15 protein-coding genes and 1 riboswitch are annotated in these 21,144 nt (G+C 59.1%); of the genes, 5 read left to right on the top strand and 10 right to left on the bottom strand.

From position 1 onward, the window contains the following. Nucleotides 1-244 precede the first annotated feature (244 nt). Nucleotides 245-1,654 (top strand): HlyD family secretion protein, encoded by a 1,410-nt coding sequence (locus QM780_RS03840; RefSeq protein WP_415069170.1) that lies wholly within the window; start codon nucleotides 245-247, stop codon nucleotides 1,652-1,654. Nucleotides 1,655-1,664: 10 nt separating this feature from the next. After that, entirely contained in the window at nucleotides 1,665-3,635 is a 1,971-nt protein-coding gene (locus tag QM780_RS03835; RefSeq protein ID WP_415069169.1) for a glycosyltransferase, read from the top strand. A 30-nt stretch (nucleotides 3,636-3,665) separates the two neighbouring features. Here QM780_RS03835 and crcB read toward each other — a convergent pair whose 3' ends face one another. The 3 genes from crcB to QM780_RS03820 form a co-directional block, all read right to left on the bottom strand. Continuing rightward, complete coding sequence (crcB, locus tag QM780_RS03830; protein WP_415069168.1) at nucleotides 3,666-4,097, bottom strand: fluoride efflux transporter CrcB; 432 nt, start codon at nucleotides 4,095-4,097, stop codon at nucleotides 3,666-3,668. A 50-nt stretch (nucleotides 4,098-4,147) separates the two neighbouring features. After that, nucleotides 4,148-4,210: riboswitch (Fluoride riboswitch) on the bottom strand. A gap of 498 nt (nucleotides 4,211-4,708) precedes the next feature. After that, on the bottom strand, nucleotides 4,709-4,924 hold the full coding sequence (locus QM780_RS03825; RefSeq protein ID WP_415069167.1) for a hypothetical protein: 216 nt from the start codon (nucleotides 4,922-4,924) through the stop codon (nucleotides 4,709-4,711). A 514-nt stretch (nucleotides 4,925-5,438) separates the two neighbouring features. Continuing rightward, nucleotides 5,439-5,642 carry a hypothetical protein gene (locus tag QM780_RS03820; protein WP_415069166.1) on the bottom strand — a complete coding sequence of 68 codons (204 nt, stop codon included), beginning with the start codon at nucleotides 5,640-5,642 and terminating at the stop codon, nucleotides 5,439-5,441. A gap of 114 nt (nucleotides 5,643-5,756) precedes the next feature. On the opposite strand from QM780_RS03820, the gene QM780_RS03815 reads away from it, so the two are divergent. Continuing rightward, complete coding sequence (locus QM780_RS03815; protein ID WP_415069165.1) at nucleotides 5,757-7,211, top strand: tetratricopeptide repeat protein; 1,455 nt, start codon at nucleotides 5,757-5,759, stop codon at nucleotides 7,209-7,211. Between the two features lie 18 nt (nucleotides 7,212-7,229). On the opposite strand, the gene QM780_RS03810 is transcribed toward QM780_RS03815, so the two are convergent. After that, nucleotides 7,230-7,850 (bottom strand): OmpA family protein, encoded by a 621-nt coding sequence (locus QM780_RS03810; protein ID WP_415069164.1) that lies wholly within the window; start codon nucleotides 7,848-7,850, stop codon nucleotides 7,230-7,232. 204 nt (nucleotides 7,851-8,054) lie between these two features. On the opposite strand from QM780_RS03810, the gene QM780_RS03805 reads away from it, so the two are divergent. Further along, entirely contained in the window at nucleotides 8,055-10,793 is a 2,739-nt protein-coding gene (locus tag QM780_RS03805) for a CHAT domain-containing tetratricopeptide repeat protein (protein ID WP_415069163.1), read from the top strand. A 13-nt stretch (nucleotides 10,794-10,806) separates the two neighbouring features. Here the strand turns inward: QM780_RS03805 and QM780_RS03800 are convergent, their stop codons facing one another. Continuing rightward, nucleotides 10,807-12,243: a hypothetical protein gene (locus QM780_RS03800; RefSeq protein WP_415069162.1), complete on the bottom strand. Its 1,437-nt coding sequence runs from the start codon at nucleotides 12,241-12,243 to the stop codon at nucleotides 10,807-10,809. A gap of 345 nt (nucleotides 12,244-12,588) precedes the next feature. Between QM780_RS03800 and QM780_RS03795 the strand changes: the two genes are divergently transcribed. Next, on the top strand, nucleotides 12,589-12,795 hold the full coding sequence (locus QM780_RS03795; protein WP_415069161.1) for a hypothetical protein: 207 nt from the start codon (nucleotides 12,589-12,591) through the stop codon (nucleotides 12,793-12,795). Between the two features lie 96 nt (nucleotides 12,796-12,891). On the opposite strand, the gene QM780_RS03790 is transcribed toward QM780_RS03795, so the two are convergent. The 5 genes from QM780_RS03790 to QM780_RS03770 form a co-directional block, all read right to left on the bottom strand. Continuing rightward, nucleotides 12,892-15,756 carry an autotransporter domain-containing protein gene (locus QM780_RS03790; RefSeq protein WP_415069160.1) on the bottom strand — a complete coding sequence of 955 codons (2,865 nt, stop codon included), beginning with the start codon at nucleotides 15,754-15,756 and terminating at the stop codon, nucleotides 12,892-12,894. Between the two features lie 569 nt (nucleotides 15,757-16,325). Further along, nucleotides 16,326-17,711 carry an aminotransferase class I/II-fold pyridoxal phosphate-dependent enzyme gene (locus tag QM780_RS03785; RefSeq protein ID WP_415069159.1) on the bottom strand — a complete coding sequence of 462 codons (1,386 nt, stop codon included), beginning with the start codon at nucleotides 17,709-17,711 and terminating at the stop codon, nucleotides 16,326-16,328. Between the two features lie 415 nt (nucleotides 17,712-18,126). After that, on the bottom strand, nucleotides 18,127-18,813 hold the full coding sequence (locus QM780_RS03780) for a cysteine hydrolase family protein (RefSeq protein WP_415069158.1): 687 nt from the start codon (nucleotides 18,811-18,813) through the stop codon (nucleotides 18,127-18,129). Nucleotides 18,814-18,874: 61 nt separating this feature from the next. Beyond that, the gene (locus QM780_RS03775) at nucleotides 18,875-20,500 is read right to left on the bottom strand and encodes a gamma-glutamyltransferase family protein (RefSeq protein WP_415069157.1); all 1,626 of its coding nucleotides are present in this window, start codon (nucleotides 20,498-20,500) and stop codon (nucleotides 18,875-18,877) included. Then, nucleotides 20,487-21,143 carry a cysteine hydrolase family protein gene (locus QM780_RS03770; RefSeq protein ID WP_415069156.1) on the bottom strand — a complete coding sequence of 219 codons (657 nt, stop codon included), beginning with the start codon at nucleotides 21,141-21,143 and terminating at the stop codon, nucleotides 20,487-20,489. The genes QM780_RS03775 and QM780_RS03770 overlap by 14 nt, the downstream gene beginning before the upstream one ends. Nucleotide 21,144 lies beyond the last annotated feature (1 nt).

Raw genomic sequence — 21,144 nt, 5'->3', positions numbered from 1 at the left:
AACCCGCATTTGAGCCAGGACGTAACGGCCCCCGCTTTTGATCGATAATCTGCGTCCGGCCGCCGCAGTCTACAAAAGTCCAAATCGTCTTTATTCGAACCAGTTTTAATACCGAATTTACACATTCGAGCAGCTTTAATTTATATCTCCAAGTTAGCATCGCGCTTACCGTAGTGTCGTTAGCGCGGGTGCCGCTTTGTCCAATACAGTTGAACGCCGATCTCCGCTGGCCCGTGGCGCGAAGATGCGCGCCGACTCTGAACCGTCGATCCCGACCGGGCCCGGCGATGGCGCTCCCGCCAGTCCCAAGACCGATTTCACCGCCCCCGCCCAGCTCGCATATCTGGAGGCGGCGGTTACCGAATGGCAAACGCCCGATCCGGCAAAACACACGCCGCCGACCCTAGAACCGGAAGTCGCCGCCGAGCCCAACCCAGCGCCGATTGTTGTGCCGCGTTCGGGCGTCAAACTGAAGACAGTCTTGAAGTCCCTCGCCGCGATTGCGATTGCCGTTGCACTGGGCTGGCTTCCGGCCCAGCGCCTTCTCGCCACAACGAGTGCCGAAGCGGTCGTCAACGCCCGGATCATTACGATCAGGGCACCGATCGAAGGTGAAGTCTCGATGAATCAGGCCGGAACGGATATCGGAAGCCTGTTCCGCGCCGATCAGAACATCCTGACGATCCGCAATCCGCGCGCCAACTCCGTTCACCTCACCGATCTGATCAGAGAGCGCAATCAGTTGCAGACCTCCGTCGGTGCTCTTCAGTCCAAAAAGCAGATTTTGGAGAGCAGCCTGCAAGAACTCACCAGGCAGCAGGAGAGATTTCGGCTCGGCCGTATCGAGCAGCTCGACCAACGTGTTCGCGAGGCCGACGCCGATATCGCGGCCGCCGAAGCACAGTATTCGGTCGCCTCTAAATCGTTGAAACGGGCTACTTCCCTGCGCCAGACCGATGCCGGCAGCCAAGCCACGCTCGATAAGGCCGAAGGCGACGAACGCGTTGCCAAGCAAGCCATCCAGGCGAAGAACGAATACAAGAAAGGCATTCTCGTCGAACTCAACGCCGCCAAGGAAGGCACGTTCGTCGGCGATAGCTACAACGATACGCCGCAGTCGGCCCAGCGCAAGATGGAAGTGTCGCTCGAACTCTCGGATGTCGATGCGCGCCTGACCGGCAGCAAGTCGCAACTGGCAGAAATGGATTCCGCGATCGCCATCGAGAAGGCCCGTCAAAGTGAGCTGTCAGAGGCCGACATTCATTCGACCGTGAACGGCCGCGTCTGGGAAATGCTTACCGCCCCGGGCGAGCACGTCAATGCCGGCCAGGATCTGATGAAGCTCCTCGATTGCGGCAGCGCGATCGTCACCGCAAGCGTCACCGAAACGGCCTATGAACGCCTGGCGATCGGGCAACCGGCTACGTTTACACCGCGCGACGGCGGTCCGGAGTTGCATGGCTACGTCGTCGGCCTCAATGGTCTCGCCGCCATTGAATCCAACGCGGCAATTCACCAGAGCGCTCTGTCACGCGAACCCTACCACGTCAGCCTCAAATTTCCCGAGCTGACGAAAACACTCGATTGCAGGGTGGGACGCGCAGGCCTCGTGAAATTCGCCGGCGGCAGCAGCCTTGCCGACAGCCTGAACTGACGGCGCCGCCATGACTTCAGTCGCGGGAATTGGCTATCTCGACGCGCTGCTGCCGGGACTCATCATCGCGCTGCTGGCCTCCGCAGTGCTGCCCTGGGTCAACCGCAACAACACGATCGTTCGCGCCGTCGCCATCCTCATCGGCATAGCGCTCGGCTGGCGGTATATGTCCTGGCGCCTCTTCGAGACCATTCCCTCGATCGACCACCCGATCAACTTCATCACCGGCACGATCTTTACCGCAGTCGAAGCGCTGACGATGGTTGGCGCCACCGCCTCCCAGCTCTTCCTGACCCGAACCCGCAATCGCACGGCAGACGCCAACCGCAATGTCGAACGTTTGCGCGCAATGCCGACATTGCCAAAAGTCGATGTCCTGATCTGCACATATAACGAAGACGAGACCATTCTCGAACGCACGATCATCGGAACGCGCGCGCTCGACTATCCCAATTTCCGGATCTGGGTCTGCGACGATGGCCGCCGAGCTTGGCTAAAGGAACTCTGCGACCACCACGGCGTCGGCTACCTCACCCGCAGCGACAATGCTCACGCCAAGGCCGGGAACATCAACGCTGCCTTGAAAAAGCTCGCGGCGCTCGATGACAAGCCCGATTTCATCTCGATCCTCGACGCCGATTTCGTCCCGCGCCCTCAATTCCTGACGCGCGCCGTATCGCTGGCACTCGACGCCGACGTCGGCGTCGTCCAGACGCCGCAGCACTTCTTCAATCCCGATCCCGTCCAAAGCAATTTGGCGCTCACCCGCGTCTGGCCGGACGAGCAGCGCTTCTTCTTCGATATCGTTATGGCATCCAAGGATGCCTGGAACGCCGCATTCTGCTGTGGCACTTCGTCAGTCATTCGCTTCAACGCGCTGCAAAGCATCGGTGGTTTCCCGACCGACTCCGTCACCGAAGATTACCTCGTCTCGCTTCGCCTTCGCGAGAAAGGCTTCCAGACCGTCTATCTCAATGAAGTTCTCTCACTCGGCCTCGCCCCCGAGGGATTGGCGGAATATAGCGGCCAGCGCAGCCGCTGGGCGCTCGGCTTCGTCCAGATTTGCCGCGGCCCAAGCGGTCCCCTCCGCTTTCACAACGGCTTACCCCTCGTCGACCGCATCATGCTCTGCGAAACCTTCTTGCATTGGTCTGCGACACACCTGTTTCGAGTGTTGGGCGTGATCGTGCCTGCGCTCTATCTTCTGTTCGGAATTGAAGCCGTCCATGCCAACGTCATCGACGCGATCTGGTATCTGGCGCCATTCCTTATCGCGCAGTGGGCGATCTTCACGTGGCTGACGGAAGGCCGCGTACTTCCGTTGATGTCAGATCTCTACCAGATGCTGTGCTCCACCGACGTCCTGAAGGCCGTGGTATCCGGGCTTCTCAAGCCGAAGGGGCAAAAATTCAAGGTCACAGCTAAAGGCGGCGACCGCAGCAAGCAATTTCTGCAATGGCCGTTGCTACGGATTTTCTGCACCCTGCTCCTTTTGACGATGCTCGGCATCGTCACCACATTCCTCGTCGACCAACATGAGCAACCCTCGGAATCGGCCACGATCGCCCTGTTCTGGAGCTGGTATAACATCGTCGTTCTGACCCTTTGCTGCTACGTCTGCAGCGAACAACAACAGCGCCGCGCAGGGCAACGGTTCGATATCCGCGTCCCTGTCGAGCTCACGACTGAGGGAGCGACGCGCAAGTACGAGGCATCCGATATATCCGTGAGTGGCATGCAGTTGCTCGGCCGCGCTCCGCTACCGATCGGAAGCACCGTCAATGTCCGCTTCGCCGGCATCGATGTCGATGCGCGCATCCGCCGGACAACTCAGAACGGTTTCGGCCTGGAATTCGAACTGACAGACGAGACCAAATCTCTCGTCTTGCAATTCATCTTCTCGGGCAAAGCGACGACGGCCGTGCATCAAATCAAGCCGCATCTCGTCGCCAAGGCGCTGGCGGCGCGCGTACTCCGCTAGCGGCCTTCGCTGCACGCTCGCCAGTCTTCGTCAGGCGTCTTCTTCCATGGTCGTCTGCGCAATCGCCGTTTCGCCGCCGTTGAAGTAGGCCGCGATCGCGTGCCCCGCCGCCACCGCGACGACGCAAAGCACGACCGAAAGCCCGACATTGAGCATCCCCCTGCCGATCGCCCCCGCTCTGAACAGATCCAGCGTCTGCAGGCTGAACGAGGAGAACGTCGTAAATCCTCCGCAGATTCCGACCATAACGAACATGCGCAGTTCTTCACTCACTGGGTATCGGCCGTGCGCGAGCGTCAGAGTGCCGAAAAAGCCGATGATAAAAGACCCGAGGATATTGATGATGATCGTGCCCCAGGGCAACTCGCTGCTGATGGGGAGAGCAAGAAGCGAGATGGCATATCGGAAGAATGTTCCGATAGCGCCTCCGAGCATGACGACCAGGCAAGTAGCAAAATCCATCGGTGACATCCTTTCAGCATTCGAACGCCGACCGCTTCCTTGAGAGAAGCGTTGCATCAGAAGTCATCAGCCACCATGGCGGTTATCGGGGGAACCCCATCCCCATCACCAGTCTTGATACATGAATTCGCAGCGCACCTGAACAGCCTCCGAATGCCTCACGCGAACGGCTGCCCGCGATTTCCTGTTCGCGAGGCCCCACATGGCCATGCTCCACTTGGACTAAAGGCCCGTATTGAGCATTAATCAGAAAGCACTACGAAAATTTCGGCGATTCGAGCAAATGCTCGCAAAACTTCCTTAAGTTTAAAACTTGGAAACCATCCCCCGTGCATCCTCTCGCCAGGGCTGATCCGGGCGGGATAACGGCTCATCCATGCACCACAGACGGAACCCGAGACCGACACACAACTGTCGGTCCCGGTACGGTGCTGGTTGACTGCTCCCCGCTGCGTAACCAGTGCCGGGCGGCGAGGCGATGGTCGCCTCGCCCGCTGCTCTTTCCGCGTCAAACACCTACTATTCAGGAAGGTGCTTCGTCCGGTGAACCGAACGATCGCGCTATTAGGGCGGTCAGGCGGCCCGCTGAAAGACCGCCTGGTTCGACGACTTTAGATCTTCTTGCAATCCAGCCAGCCGAAAAGACGATGACCGAACTTTTCAGTCCGATCCGCGACGCGTCTGACGAACGTCGTCGTGCCGTCAACGGCGGCAGTTACTTCCGATCTCACATGCTTGTATCCGAAGCAGTGCGCTTGAGACGCAGCTGGAACGGACACGAGCGCAGCAATTCCCATTGCGGCGCCAAGGGCAATACGTTTCGACATGCGGGGAACTCCTGTTTGCTTCAGTGTTCCCGGAATCTACGCCGAATTGGGAAAGTCGCGACAACGGTATTGCGCCGTGGTTAGCCGGGAATGAAGTGAAATTCGCCAAAATCGGTAAATGGCCAATATTGCTGGACATTTAAATGGACGGCAAAAGAAATGAAATCGGCGAGCATTAGGTTTTCCACGACCGCCGGTCGATCCAATATCGGATCGCTTTCCAACAAGCTTACCGAATGAAGTTTCGAGCCGGCCGGATTGGAACGATCCCGCTGGAAAACGCGTTTTGCCCAGCATGGATGACATTCGACTGCTCACAGCCATCGTGGTGATCTTCGCTATTCTTGCGTTCGACGTCGCCTTCAATAATAGCGCGATGTTGAATTGGATCGGCACACAACTCGGAATTCATTAGTGCCGCCTGCCCGTCAATTTGTTTCACGCGAGGGCAATAAAAAGGGCGGACCGAAAGCCCGCCGCATTTACAATCAACAGTGCACGTTTCAATATCGTTCTATTCCGCCTGAACCTTGATGCCGTCGGCGTTGATTTTTACCTGCGAACGCGTGCTGTCGTAATAGAAATAGCCGCCCGCCAAGAGCGCCACGATCAACGCACCGATCAGAAACGATTTCCCGTCCATAACAAACTCCTTCGGTAGCTCGGCCCTGAAACGCGCGAATCCGCCAAGAAGTTCCGGCTGCGGCAGCCTTACCATTCCCTCGCTCCGCCTTCTCTCTTTCGCACCCAGCCTGTATGCTCGGGAAAAGGCGCCTGCGCCCTAAACAGAATTGCATATGCCTTTCCTGAGTTGTCTCGCCGGAGATTGAACTTGAATCGCAAGATCGCAGTCATTCTTGCTGCCGACATCGCCGGATATAGCCGGCTCATCTCCGAAGACGAGGAGGAAACGCTGAGACGCCTCGCCGTCTGCCGCAGCGTCTTCCAGGATCTCGTCGCGCAATCGAAGGGGCGCATCTTCAATACCGCCGGCGACGCCATCCTGGCCGAATTCCCCAGCGCCGTGGAGGCCTTGAGATGTGCGATCGATATCCAAGAAAGCCTGCGAACGCGGAACCTTGCCTATCCGCCAAGCCGCCAGATGCTCTTCCGGATGGGTATGACGATCGGTGATGTCGTCGAAGACGGCGGCGATCTTCTGGGCGACGGCGTCAACGTCGCCGCGCGCCTGCAAACGCTGGCGAAGCCCGGCGGCATTTGCATTTCCAAAAGCCTTCACGAGTCCGTGTCGAACAAACTCTCCGCGAACTACGCCGACATGGGCTGGCATACGGTCAAGAACATTCCAAATCCGATCCATGTTTTGGGTGTCGGCCTCGCGGGCGCCGCCGAACCGCTTCCCAACAGCAGCGCGAGCGCTCCTTATAAAAATTTCCTTCCAGGCTATTGGGCCGCCATCGTGGGATTGGTTCTAGCCGTCGCCGCGGGCGCGGGCATCGCATATCTTTCCGGTGCAATGACACCGTTGAACACCGCCGCCGTTGCCACACCGCCGAAACCTCAGACTGCCGCTGAACCACCGCCAGTCCAATCGGCCAAGGCTCAATCAGAACCCGCAGCGGCGAGCCCAACACCGCCGGCTGAAGCGGCTGCACCGCCATCTACCACGCCGAATCCGAAAGTCGCCACCGTGCCGCCCGAAGATGCGAAGCCGGCCACTGCGCCGCCGCCGGTCACTGCATCCGACGACCAGGACGTTGCGCAGCTTCTTCGCCTTCGATCGGCACAATGGGCGGCGTGCCGGAGCGAAGACACCGCAACCGCGCTCAACGCCTGCCAGCGTTTGACTTCGGCGACCGACATCCAGGGGCCTGATCTAGCGCTGGCCAACGCCAAGCTAGGTTACGCGCTGCGCAAACAGGGCAAGCTCGACGAAGCGATTGCAGCGCTGACAAAATCCATTGAAATCGCCAAAACGTCCGAAGCCTATAACGACCGCGGCACCGCTTACTTCATCAAGGGGCAGGTCCCTGAAGCGATTACCGACTACACCGAGGCGATCGCGCAGGACGGCAACAACGGCGATGCCTTCAACAACCGGGCGTGGGCCTACTACACGACCGGTCGCACAAACGACGCCCTGGCGGACGCCGACAAGGCAATAACGCTCATCCCCGGAAAAGCCGATGCCTGGGACACCCACGGCCATATCGAGGAACGGCTCGCAAATAAAAATGCGGCTATCAGCGATTTCAAGAAAGCGCTGTCGATCAATCCCAAGCTGGAATCAAGTGAGGCAGGGCTCAAGCGACTGGCGACGAATTGACCGGCGAAAGCCGCTGCCTCACTCGCCGAGATTGACGATCTGAACCCGCCTGTTTTCCGGGGCGTCCGGCTCTTTTGGGTTCTTGAGGTGCTGCGGGCCATATCCAACCGCGATCAACTGTTCATCGGTCAGATGGAACTCGCTCATCAGTGCTTTCCGCACCGCAGCCGCCCGACGTTCCGACAGCGCCTGATTATAGGGAACCGTGCCGGAGGCATCGGTGTGCCCCGCCAGCAGGAAGCTCGCGCCCTTCAGCTGATTGTCCTGCAAAGCTTTCCCCAGCGCCTCGATATTGGGACGCGCACGCGCTGTGATCTCCGCTGAATCGAGATCGAACGGAATTTCCATGTCGTAGGTCGGCAACGACTTCGCGACCTCCGCCAACCGATCGCGCTCTTCCGATGAAATGGCAATTCCTCGCGACGTCTTCTCTTTCAAGGCTTTGATCAGCGCGCTGTCGGCGCCGGTCGTGAGGCTGCGAGAAGGTCCCTTGGCTTTCAGCGCGGAAATAAGACTGTCGGCGCTCGGAACCGACGCCTGGTCGCCGAAAGCGACCGCATTGTTCAGCAGAAAAATGGCACATACCGAAGCGACGGCCACCCGCGCCGAAGCGAAATGACGAAAACCACGGCCTTTCATGAATTTCTCCTGCAATCGCTCAGAGGCACGATTTCACGGCAGGCACATTGGCACGAAGATAAGTGTTCGCGCATACGCCAGCCAGCATAGGTTAATTCTAACCGATCCAGAAATAATGGCTGTACCCGACGTTACAGTCGAACAACATATCAAGCCGCATAAATCTGTGACAGTCTGCTCCAGAAATTTTGGCCCGATCGAACGATGCACGGTCTTATCCGTTTTCTGATCATCGCCCTCATGGCAACCGTCGCGACCGTTGCGCGCGCGACCGAAAACACGTCCGCCACCATTTCCGCACTCGCGGCCGCCGCCAAGTATGACGACGCGCTTACCGCCGCCATCGCCCTCGAAAAGCAGACAAGCGCCGCGAACAACGGAATTTCCCCAGATCACGCCGTCGCCGTTTCCTGGATCGCCTTTCTGAAAAGCGTCTTGGGCGACCGCGCCGGCGCGACGCCCTTCTATGAGCAGGCCGTCGACATTTATTCCAAAGTTACCCCGGCGCGCCCCGCCGACTACGCCACCAGCCTGAACAACCTCGGTTATAACCGCGCCGAAACCGGTCGCACGACCGAAGCCGAACAGCTCTATCTGAAGGCCCTCGACCTTCGCGAACGAAACCTGCCGCCGAATTCGCCCGCGATCGCCGATACACTCAACAATCTTGCGCAATTATATAAGGGCGAGGGTCATCTCGAAGACGCTCTGCCGCTTCTCAACCGCGCGTTGGAAATCCGTACGCGCAGCCTGCCGCCGAACGATCCGCTGATCGCTTCCAGTCTGCAAAATCTCGCCGGCGCCATGGAACTCGATCCCGCCGGCGACAAGTTCGTCGCCGCCCAGCATCTTCTCGAAAAAGCGCTCGAGATCAGGCGCAATTCGCAAACCGCCAACCACCCCGAAATCGCCGGGGTGATCAGCAAGCTCGCCACCAATCTCTTTAATCAAGGAAAGTTCTCGGCAGCCGAAACGCGGTTCGAGGAGGCACTGCAAATGCGCCGAAAATCCCAGCCCGCCAATCATCCCGACATCGCCAGCACCCTCCTCGGCCTAGGCATGACCGATCTAGAACTCAAGCGATATTCGGCAGCCGAAGCCGAATTCCGCGAAGCCCTCGCAATCCGCGAAGCGGCATTGGCGCCCGCATCTTCCAAAATCGCAGATACGCTTAGCCTTCTGGCGGGCGCACTCGACGGCCAAGGCCGCCTTGCCGAAGCGCTCGACGCGATGCGGAGAGCGACCAAGATCCGGCTTCAGGGCGGGGACATAACGGCGAGCGATCAGGAATACTTTTATCATCATCTCGACCTGCTGGCCGAGGCCGTCTCGGACAAGGCGCAGGCCGACAAGCTTTTGTCCGAGAGCTTCCTGCTCGGACAAAACGCCGAACAAAGCGAAGCCGCCTCCGCAGTCGCGAAGATGGCAGCGAGGTTCGCGACGCACGATCCGGCGCTCCAGGATCTGGTGCGCGAACGCGACGAACAGGACGCTATGCTTTCGGCGCTCGAACGCCAGTTTAGCGACGACCTCGGCCGCCCGCCGGAAAAGCGAAATCCTGACACGCGCCGCGACATGCAAAAGCTGCAGGCACGCCGCGTCGAAATCGATGCCGCTCTGAAAAAGGGCTTTCCGAAATACTTCGAACTCGTGAAGCCGGACGCCGTCGGCGTGGACGCCGCGCGCCAACTTTTGAAGCCCAACGAAGCCCTGATCAGCATCGCCTCGGGACCCGACTTCACGTTCGTCTGGGCGATATCGCGCGATCACGCAGCGTGGCAAAAGGTCGAAACCTCCCGCGACTGGCTATCGTCGTCAGTCAAATCGCTGCGACCCTCGCTCGACACCGAGGATCTGAAGGCCGGAATTGGCAACGGCGGAGCGCTGTTCGATCTCGGCTTGTCCTACGAGCTTTATGCCAAGCTCCTCCAGCCGCTCGAAAGCGTGTTCAAGGATAAATCGCACCTCATCATCGTGCCGTCCGGCGCATTGACCAGCCTGCCGTTTCAGGTGCTGATCACCAAAAAACCAGGAACGCCACAGCCCAAGCTCGAGCAGCTCGGCGTTTATCACGACGCCGACTGGCTCATTCGCGACCATTCCCTGTCGGTGCTTCCGTCGGTCAACAGCCTGCGTTCGTTGCGCCAACTAGGCCTCGCCGCGGCGACGACGAAACCGATGATCGGCTTCGGAAACCCAGCCCTCAAAAAGCGCGTCGCCTCCAACGCGAATTCGGCGGCTTCACTGCAACTCGCGGAATTGCAGACACGCGGATTGAGCCGGAGCCCGCGCGAGATCCTTGCCGAGAACGAGATTTTTGACCGCCTCGAAGAGCTTCCGACAACGGAGACCGAACTTCGCGCCGTCGCAAAAGACTTAGGCGCCGCGAATGATGACCTCGAACTCGGCCCGAACGCCACCGAGACGCGCGTTAAGCAATCCAATCTCGCGATCTACAATGTCGTTTATTTCGCAACCCACGGCCTCGTCGCCGACGACCTCAAGGGAACCCTGGACGAGCCCGCCCTCGTGTTGTCGAGACCGGAACATCCCGACGCCTACGACGACGGCTTCCTCACCGCTTCCGAAATCTCCGAGGATTTGAAGCTGAATGCCGATTGGGTCGTGCTCGCAGCATGCAATACCGCCTCCGCAGATTCAAAGCCCGGCGCAGAAGCTCTCTCGGGCCTCGCCAAGGCTTTTTTCCACGCCGGCGCACGGGCCCTTTTGGTGTCGCATTGGCGCGTTGAATCGGAATCCGCAGCGCGGCTTACGACGGCGACCTTCGCAATCAAAAGCAAGAACAAGTCGATGGGACGCGCCGAGGCCCTGCGCGAGGCGATGCTCGCCGAGATCGACCGTAAACCAGTTGCCACCGCCGATTTATGGAATGCCTATCCGGCTTTCTGGGCGCCGTTCTCTGTCGTCGGCGAGGGAGGTTGATAAAGCCTCACGGCTACCAGTGATAGCGCACGCCAAGCTCGCCATCGACGCCGACGACATCTTCCCCGCCATAAACCTCCGTCATGACGAGGTATGATAATCCATTGCCGACGTCGAGTTGACTGGTGAACTGGCCGAGACCCCGGATCTTTCCTTCGTCCACGGGCCCGACCGTCGTCAATGCACCGCCAGGGGCGACAATCCCTGACTTGCTCTCGAAGCCGGTGATTAGCACGTCGCTATAAATGAATGCTCCGACCGTCGTCGTCAGCAGATAGCCCTGCGGCGATTTCCAAACTTCGCCATAGCGAACGCCGCCTTGCAACCGCAGCGACGTGCCGTCGTCCAGGCCCAGCGTGCCGTTGGTTATGCCCAAGCTGGTGTTGTTGGCCTCCCCGAAGGTCGCAGAGTTCGTGTCGCCGCTGAAATTGGTGGCGGTAAATCGAATTGCAAACGTCGGCTCGATCCAGCTGGTGGTGCTGAGTGGCGTGCGATGCGACGCCTCGCCCGCGATGATGTAATCGTTAACCGAAGCGCTGCCGTGCTGGAAACCGTTGAGCACATTGCCCGGGATTCCGCATGTCGGATCGACCGCAGCCGTCAGCGAGCTGCGCTGCGACAGGTCGAAGAAATCGGCTTTAAATGCGGCATCGAAAGTCCAGGCGCCGTAAGCGTAGGCCAGATAAGCGCCGACGAATGGCCCGTTTACGTCTTGGCTGTTATTGCTGCGCGTGAAATCAACGTTGTTTGTCGTCCCCAACGAATTCACCGAACCGGTGAAGCTGGTGTCGGAAAAATTGTTGTTCGTCTCGCTGAAACCCGAAAAAACACCGACCTGAAACGCCTGCAGCGTTTCTCCGCGTTTGACCACGGTCCAGTCCATGCCGCCCATGCCGCCGCCGGTGACCTGGTTACGGCTCGGGTTCTCCTGCTCGCCCGGAGCGAGGTTGCTATGATGCTCGTAGCCGCCGAAGCCTTGCGCCCATACGGCCGTGCTACGGATGTTTTGTCCGTCATAAATCGCATCTGTCGCCGAGCCGTAATCCTTCAGGCTCGCGTATCTCGGATAGCCCGACGGCTCCTCGTACGTCGATCCGGAAGTGGCCTTCTTGGATTTCAGCGTCGCAGCGTTACCAGTAGACTGAGCCTGCACTCCCGACGTCGTAGCCTGCTGCTCGACAGCCGTCGCCGACGAACTGCCCGGCGCCGCTTCAGTTGTATTTGACGCTAAAACAGGCTGCTGCTGCGTGGCCTGCACGCGCCTGCGAATCTGTTCAAGAACCTGCGTTGTCGAGGTTTCCGTTTCCGATATCGAAGGCGGCCCCGAACCACCTGCTGTCGAGGGCATGCCGCACGGAAGCGTCTGCGCCATCGCGACAGGCGAGCACGCCGCCGCCAGACCGGCGGAGAAAATTCCGACTTTTCCGATATGTGGAAGGTGCTTGCGCATAAATGAATATCCCCGCGCCGATGGCAACGACTTCAGATACGCGATGCGACAGACTACGACGCGGAAACAGCACTCCCGCCAATGCTTTATCAGCGCCGCCCTTATGGGTCGAGATTCTCAGTGTAAAGATCAGAGGTATTCCTTCACGTAACGAGATCGGAGTGCCTGAGCAGACACACAAATCCGAGAAATGAACCGCGTTTAGAGCAGCGCTGCGTCTCTGAACCCCGAAGCGCGGGAAAGTTTGCCCGCCGTCCTCAGTAGACTGCCAAAATTGCTCTTAAAGACTAGAATGCCCGCGACCTCATCGAGTCGCGCCATCGATAGCAGATGGAGTTCCGAACTTTGCCTCGCCTATTGAAACTCGGCCTAGCGATGCTGGTCATCGGTGCTACGCCGCTCCTGGCGGTTATCCTCGCGGCCAAAATCGGACTGTGGGGCGACCCGGACCCGAACCCGATCGGACTCGGGCTCCTCTTTGCCGCCATGACCCCGCCGGCGACGATACTGATCGCAATCGGCGCATTCCAATGGCTGAAGCAACGCACCTAGCTGAAATCGCAAAACGCCCTCACCGTTCGCATCCCAAACGAAAAAGGGATCGCGAAGTCTCGCGATCCCCAAGGCAACGACGGGATGAATGCAACTTCAGAAGTGGACGTCGAGCCGGGCAGAGCCGACGTGGGCGAGATAATCCTCGCGAACGTTGGCATCGTAGTTGATCTCAAAGGTGGTACCCCCGCCGATCTGAGCGAGCATCCCGATGCCGAGATCAGCCGTGTCGCGCCCGACGCCGGGACCTGCAGCCGTAAAGGTGCCCCCGCCCGCCGCGAAGCTGGCGTTGACGACTTGCGCGTCGTCCTGGAATTCGTGCAGCCACAGCGCGCGACCTTCGACGACTGTGCCGTCCGCGATCGGAACGAGACCCTTGAGACCGAGACTCGACACCAGTGAGTTGTTGTTCTGGCTGTCGACCGCGAGAGCCATGCCGCCGTCGCTCGTTTCGGAATAGCCATCCTGATGCAGTCTCGAATAGGTCAAGCCCGCAACCGGCGTAATCACGGTCCCGGCATGCGCGAGCGGAACCCCGAATTCGATGGCAGCATTGAACTGATCGCCGTCGTGGTTTCCACTGGCCCGGTCGCCATAGGGAACTGTCAGGTAACGCGTGGTCTCATAGTCGTGCCAAGTGAAGCCTGTGCGACCCGTCGCGTACCAGCCATCGCCCTTGAAGGCGCCATACGCTTCGATCAGATAGCTGTCGATGCCGGTGTTGTTTGCTGTCGTGTTGCCGTCTCCGTCGATGTTGGTATTGGCGTAGCCGCCCGCGACGCCCAAGCGCACGTTCGGAGAAATCCAGTTATCGTAGCCGGCGATGAAGCCGTAGATGCGCGCATCATAACCGTCCACTTGCTCCCGGCCGTCTTGATTGAGGCCGGCACCGAACGCCTGTCCCCAGAGTGCGGCGCTCCGCGGAGCGATGACGACGCCGTCGTCGTCCTTGAGGCTGCCGCCGAGGCTCATGCGGTTGGGATCGTCCTGCGAGGGCTTCATGCCGAGCCCATAGGGGCCGTTGCTATATCCCTGAGAAACGCCCGTCGCGCCGACACCGTTCAATCGGGTATCGATGTGCTGGCCGATGACATTGTTCAACGTAATCGCCGACTGCTGCGTCGCATACGTCGTCTCGGGAGCAAGCTGGGCCCCGGCCTTGGCGACGTCGGATTGCTCCGTAAGCCCTTCGACCGCGCCGCCCAGCGCATTGAGTGTCGGATCCGATCCAGCACCACCGCTTGCAATAAGCGTGTTGATGGCAGCGGCTCCAGGGCGGGAGATTCCAGAAATACTGGACGCGTCAGCAACGTCCGACCCGATCACCAGTGCGCCGCTTGCGTTTTTCTGCGCGTCCCATGTAACGAGCGCCGTGTTTTCCACAGTCGGCAGATCCGAGCCGTAAAGCTGGCTCGCAACCGTATACCACTCCCCGCTTTTAACGGTCCCGTCCAGAACCGGCGCTATTGTCGTCGTGCGCGCAATTGACGACGTGCCGCCGGTGCCGTTGACGATGCCGTCGGCGATCTTCAAGGTGCCGTCGATCAGAGCGATCGTCCCGGCGCCGCTCGCCGTATTGGCACTCGCGCCGCCGCCGCCGAAAATATGCGGAAGAATGTTGACTTCGCTATCCTGTATACCGATCGCCCCAACAGTTCCGGATCCTTGCGTTTCCACCGTCAGATTGCCGACATAGGTGCCGGCATTGTCGAAGGTGAACGATTTTGCCCCCCACATGCTGAGCGTATACGTTGTGGTCGAGCCGCTCGCCGCACCGGTTGTAATCGTGGAAGCCGAATTCTCGTTCAGTTCCTCGGCGGTGGGATTGCCGACAACCGTCGTGCCCGTGGTCGTCGCCGTGGCGAAGCACCCATCGTTTCCGACGGTGCACGTCCGCCCCGTGAGCACTTGAATGCGCTGATCGACGTCGATGTCACCGGTTATCGTCGCGCCTTTAGCGTTAGTCAGGACGTGCTCACCGTTGCCGTAGTAGATCTTGCCTGTGATCGTTCCCGTATTGTCGATCGTGGAATCTACCGCACCGAACTGACTGTTGATGCTCAGCCGAGAATCGATCGTCCCGCCGAGGCCATTCGAAAGAGCCCACCACCTTTGCGCCTGCCCTCCGACCGCCAGAATATCGCCCGTGATCGTCCCGCTGTTCGTCAGATCGAGCGTCCGGACCTCGCCCGAATCCGAGACCTTGGCGATCGCGAAGCCCTGCGCGGGTGTCGTCTGGATGATTTGTCCGTCATTGACGATCGTTGCATCCCCCGCCCGGCTGTAGATGCCTGCGGTGAGTAAGCCAGTCGCCTTGATTATGCCGCTAGATTTGTTGGTGATCGTGTCAGACTCGACTTCCTCCTCGCTATAGACGGAGGCAGCCACATCGAGACTCTGATTGCCAAGCGCTGCGGCATGTGCCGTGAGAGAAATTGCGGAAACCGTACCGAGCGTTATCGGACCGCGAACGATCTGAATCGTTCCGCTGTTCGTCGTTTCCATACTCTCAGTATCGCCGTTGGCAGCGACACCCCAGAGCCTACCGACGCCCGAATGCGTAACGGTGATTGTGCCTGAGTTGAAGACTTCATAATCGCCTTCATCGGAGCCCGAAACGCCATAAAGGCGTGTTCTCTGGAAACCAGATGTGCCCGCGGTGTTGTTGGGTCCATCCGCCATATAGACATCGATGGTGCTCAAATTCGTGAAGACCGATCCGGGAGCAAGGTTCACCGCAGCGTTGCCCCCGTCGCCTGATGTCGAAGGGTTTGTACCGGTATTGACCAACGGGCTCGAATTCGTGCTGACACCTTCGCAATCAACGGTGATCCCCGAGGTCGGACTTGCCGTGCAAGCCGCCAACGCCTGGTGCGAAACGCCCATGCTCAAAGCGGCCGCGAGCGATCCCAATAAAAATCGCGAAGACGAGCTGCGAATGCGGTGAACCGAAATAGACATGACCTCTCCCCTTCCGGCGCAGACATTCTGGCCGGATGTTGTCGTTCTTCTTTATGGATCCAACCCCGGCGATGAACCGGCGTCGGGAGCTAGGGTTTGACGTTCGCTAAGGACATGATTTCCCCCTCCCAGCGCAGGGACCCTGCGCCAGACACCGCTCTGCTTTTTTTTGATAGTTCCGGTAAAGGCGCTCGCCGATCCCGGTCGTTTAGCTTCGACGTTCGTTAGCGTCGGTTATTTTGCTTGACCCGATGACATACTTCAGACGCTCCATTGCTATCGGCTGGTAGCAAGGAGAGGAAATAGGACTAATTCCTGGACAATGAATTCCAGCGCAAATATCCCACGCCGTTGCAACTTTACGACAGCACACTGAACATCTCCCAAAAACGGAGAAAGTCCGACAATTCACTCTTGAAATCGAAAGTCGGAATAACACGCGGGAATTTATCCGCACACTGCTCAAATAAGGAGTGGCCACGCCGCATCTGAAATCGCCTATTGACAACAATGGATATTGCCGCGGCGTCTCGGCGGCGAGATGACTGCCGAGACGCGCGCCAATCGAACTATCTAATTTTCCGAAGTTGCTCCGCAGTGATCGAAACCGCACGCCGGATATCGTCACTCGAATGATTGACGGTAATGAAGAACCGCAACCGTGCTGCTTTGAGCGGCACGGCCGGATAGATGATGGGCATCACATTGATGCCGGATGCGAACATGCGATCGGTCAATTTTCCGGCTGCGATCGTGTCACCGACCATGACCGGGACAATCGAAAATCCTTCGCTCGTGCAAGTATCGAGGCCGTGGCGCCGCGCCTCCTCGAGAAAAAGCTGCCCGTTCTCCCGGACGCGTTTGACGCGCTCAGGCTCCGCTTTGAAAACGTCGAGTGCAGCGAGCGCCGCTCCGGCGACGGCCGGTGCCATACCGACGGAATAAACTTGACCAGCCGCCCTGTACTTCAAAATGGTGATCAGAGCCTCGCTGCCCGCGATATACCCGCCGCAGCCAGCCAGCGTCTTGCTCAGAGTTCCCATCCAGATATCGACGTCTTTGGTATCGATCGCATGATATTCGGCACTCCCGCATCCACGATCTCCAAGAACGCCCAGCGCGTGCGCTTCATCCACCATCAACCAACAACCGTAACGCTGCTTAAGGGCAATCAGCGATGGCAGATCCGGAACATCGCCGTCCATCGAGTAAAGTCCCTCTACTGCGATCAGCACGTTCCTGAAATTGCTCCTGTGCTGCCGCAGAAGAAATTCCAGAGAGCCAAGGTCATTGTGACGGAACGTGAAGATCTGTGCTTTGGACAGCGTCGCGCCGACATGAACGCTATTGTGCACGAGCTCATCGCAGAAGATCGCGTCATCGCCGTCGAGAACCGTCCCGATCGTCGTGACGTTCGTCGCATGGCCACTCACGAACGTAAGCGCCGCCTCGGTACCGTAAAGTGCCGCGAGTTCCGACTCTAAATGACAATGGATTGGACGGTTTCCGGCGACGATCCGACTTGCCGAAACGGACGTACCATATTGATCGATGGCCGCCTTCGCCGACGCCACCACATGCGGATGGCTGCTCAATCCGAGATAGTCGTAGGACGCGAAATTGACATACGTCTTACCCTCCGCTTCGACATAGGCGCCGGAGCACTTGTCAAAGCTGCGATAGAAGGGATCGGAAAAGCCGAACCTGTCGGTCAGCTGCCGCGTCTTGATCACGGATCTATAAGACGCCAGATCGGAGAAGTCTTGCGAGCGCGCATAAGATGCATCCGCGTCCGGAACATCGCCACGCTGCGCTAGGCCCTTGAGTTTTGCTGCTGCGGCATCATACGCGGCCTTGGAGTTTATCGTTGTTCGGATCGCAGCGCGCGCCAGCGCAGCTTGGACTTTCTCGGCGATGGGCGGCAGATTGTTATTCGCGTTGCGTATGTCCGTCATGACGTTCCTGGATTCATGCTTTGATTGCGGCCGTGGGAGGTCCGCCGTAGGAATTGTTCATCGTCGACCAAAATTCCACTGCGCACGAAGACGCGCTCGATCTAAAGCGCAATCCCACGTCTAGGAGGAGGCGCGTAAAATGTGCTGTTGTGGGTCAGATTTTGGAGAACGCCATTGTCCCCACAACGCCCGCGGCGCCGCGCATGTTGCCGGACTAGGCTGAACGGCCTATGAATGTGTTAGGTCGTCAAGGTGAGCTGTAATTTGTTTATTGACGACCGATGCGCCAACGCAGAACTGCAGACATTCACTCTCACCGATAAGAAATGGCTGAAAGAACCATCGGCAATTGCAAACGGACAGCCGATGAGCAGCGTGTGAAGCCCCGGATTGCCGCCGCGCAACCTTATAATCTTTAATGTGTTGACCCGAGCCGAACGTCGGCGGAACTGGCCACGGCACCGAATATACCGCCTTCAGTCGCAATCGTACGCAACGCGGCTGCGTGGTTCTCCGGAATGCTTGCGGCACACGCATCCCCAACCACCAGGCACTCATAATTTCGATCGACGGCGTCCCGCAACGTCGAATGCACGCACACGTCGGTCGTGACACCTGTCAGGACGAGATGTCTGATCCCTCGCGTACTCAGGATGCGTTCAAGGTCCGTTCCATAAAACGCGCTGTAGCCTGGCTTATCGACGACGACATCGCCCGATTGCGGCTTCAGTTCGTCAATGATGTCCCAGCCGTTTTCGCCACGGACGAGCAATCGACCCATCGGGCCCGGCGTCCCGATCTCGCCTCCAGCTTGCCGTGAACGCCAAGCTTTAAGCGGCGGCAGGTCGCTGAGATCGGGCCGATGCCCCTCCCGCGTGAAGATCACGAGACCTCCCCAGGCCCGAACTTCCTGATAGACGGAAACAACCGCAGGCACGATCGCGCGCGTTGCGGCTATGTCGTAACCCGATGCGCTGAGATACCCCTTCGGATCACAGAAATCTCGTTGCATGTCGATAATGAGCAGCGCCGTCGTCTCTGGGCGCAAATCCCCATCATGCGGCCATGGATAAGGGTCGGCCCGTAAAAAGAGTGTTGTCACGCTTGCGTCCCTTTTCGAAAGTCCAGTTCGCCCGACGCCCAGAAGCAACGCATAAGGCTTATCAAAATGCCACGGCAGCGCCGTCGGAGCGCGGATCGCTCGCTCCTTCGATCGGTCCCGAAGGATGCACGACGACCGCTCCCGCGTGGCCCATGGTTTCAGAATAGTCGGCAACCCGTTCCGTGCTATGGCCCATTTTCTTCAGCTCAGCTTCAATTTCTACCGGAATGCGGCCTTCAAGCTTCAACGATACCGTATCGTTGCCCCATGTCTTGCCGAGCAGCCAGCGCGGTTCCGCAATTGCGCGTTCGAGGCCGTGACCGAATATGGCGTAGCGGCTGAAAACCGCGGCCTGTGTTTGCGGCTGCCCATCGCCGCCCATCGTTCCATAAGCCAGCATCCGGCCGTCGTTGAGCTCGGCAAACGCCGGATTGAGCGTGTGGAACGGCCGCTTGTGCGGAGCCAGTTTGTTGGGACCATCGCCCAAAGAAAAACCCGCGCCCCTGTTCTCGAAGACGACACCCGTATCGGGACACGTTAAGCCCGAGCCGAATTCCCAAAACAGACTCTGGATGAAGCTGACGACGGTGCCGTCCCGATCGGCCGCTCCCATCCAGATCGTCCCGCCCAGCTGCGACGGACCGGGCCAAGGAGATGCCTTTTCGCGGTCGATCGCCTCGGCCATTGTCGAAACGACATCGGGCGCAAGAAGCTGTGACGGGGCCGCGACCATGAAATCCGGATCACAAAGGCTGGCATTCCTGACGGTGAATGCACGCTTGGTCGCCTCCACCAGACAGTGGATATAGAGACTGCCGTCCGAAGATCCCACACCCAATCGGTCGAAGATCGCGAGAATGAGCAAGGACGCCAGCCCCTGCGTCGGCGGCGGAGAATTATAAAGCGTTCCCGCGGAAATAACGGTCGAGATCGGCTTGGTATACTCCGCATTGTAGGACTGGAAGTCGGCAAGGCGCAGAGGGCTTCCGGTTGCTTCGAGAAACTGCGCATGGATCTGCGCCAGCGCCCCTCGATAGAAGCTGTCCAGTCCTTCGTCTGCGAGTTTCAAAAGCGTCGCGCCGAGCGCAGGCTGGCGATAACACTCGCCGACGCGCGGAACTTCGCCGCTTGGCAGAAACACCTGCTCAAATCCGCTGATCGCGCGGAGGCCGGACGAAAAAGTCTCAAGAGTAGCGGCGAGACTGCGGGATACGTCGCAGCCATTCACTGCATAGTCTATTGCGTCTCGCAGCAGGCGGCCCAAGGGCAACCGTCGCGCCTCCGGAACAAGGTCAAGCGCAGACCGCCAGCTGGCAATAGCGCCGGGAACCAACAGCGCTGCATCGGGACCGCGGACCGGCACGGATGAATATCCGCGATCGCAATAACGCTCGGAGGATGCGAGTTCAGCTGCTCGACCGCAACCCGAAACGACGATCGGATCGCGTCCCTTCTGCTTGATGAGCCAGAACGCATCCCCACCCAAGCCGTTCATATGCGGATAAACGACCGCAATCGTGGCTGCCGCCGCAATCATCGCCTCGATGGCTGTGCCACCTTCCTCAAGGATCGCTTTTCCGGTTTCGGCGGCCACACGGTGCGGAGCCGAAACGCACCCTTGCGAGCCCACTGCATAAAGCCCCGGAACGGTCGTCTGCACGCTCATCGCATTCTCAGGCAACGGCATGCCGGCTTTGAACCGCGGTCCCTGTCTCGAACGTTCCCGCCGCGATCGGCCATGATGCGATGGCCGCCGTCGACGAAAGATAAGCGAACACATCGCTCATGCACAGCAGAGCCGCCGCCTGATGTGCCGGCGAAACGGCAGCGACCGCGTCTGTGGGCACGATTACGCGATAGTCGAGGTTGCGCGCCGAATAGACGGTGCTCATGACACAGCAGTGCGTCGTCACTCCGCAACAGACCAAATTCTTGATGCCGCGCGAGCGCAAAAGAAGATCGAGATCGGTGCCGACAAAGCAGTCGTATCGCCGCTTATTGCGAATACGCCAGTCCTCCGGTCGAACATCCAAGCCGTCCGTCAGCTCGCACCCCGGCGTTCCTTCGAGGCAATGGACCGGATCGAACTCCAGCTCGATGCCGTAGTCGCTGTGGTCTGCCCTGTGCATCTCGTGCGTGAAGATCACCGGCAGTGCATGTTGACGGGCCCAGCCGATGAGCCGGTTGATGGCGGGCACAATGGCCCGCCCGCCCGGCGTCTCCTGAACGGCACCGCCATCGACAAAATCGCGTTCCATGTCGATGACGAGCAAAGCCGTGTTCTGTGTTCCGACCTTGCCCGCCGGTATCGGTCTATAGAATGGCTCCATA

It is taken from the genome of Hyphomicrobium sp., from assembly GCF_047600905.1.
Classification (GTDB): Bacteria; Pseudomonadota; Alphaproteobacteria; order Rhizobiales; family Hyphomicrobiaceae; genus Hyphomicrobium_B.
Note: the sequence above shows the minus strand (reverse complement) of the source record. Positions and strands in the feature narration are given on the sequence as shown.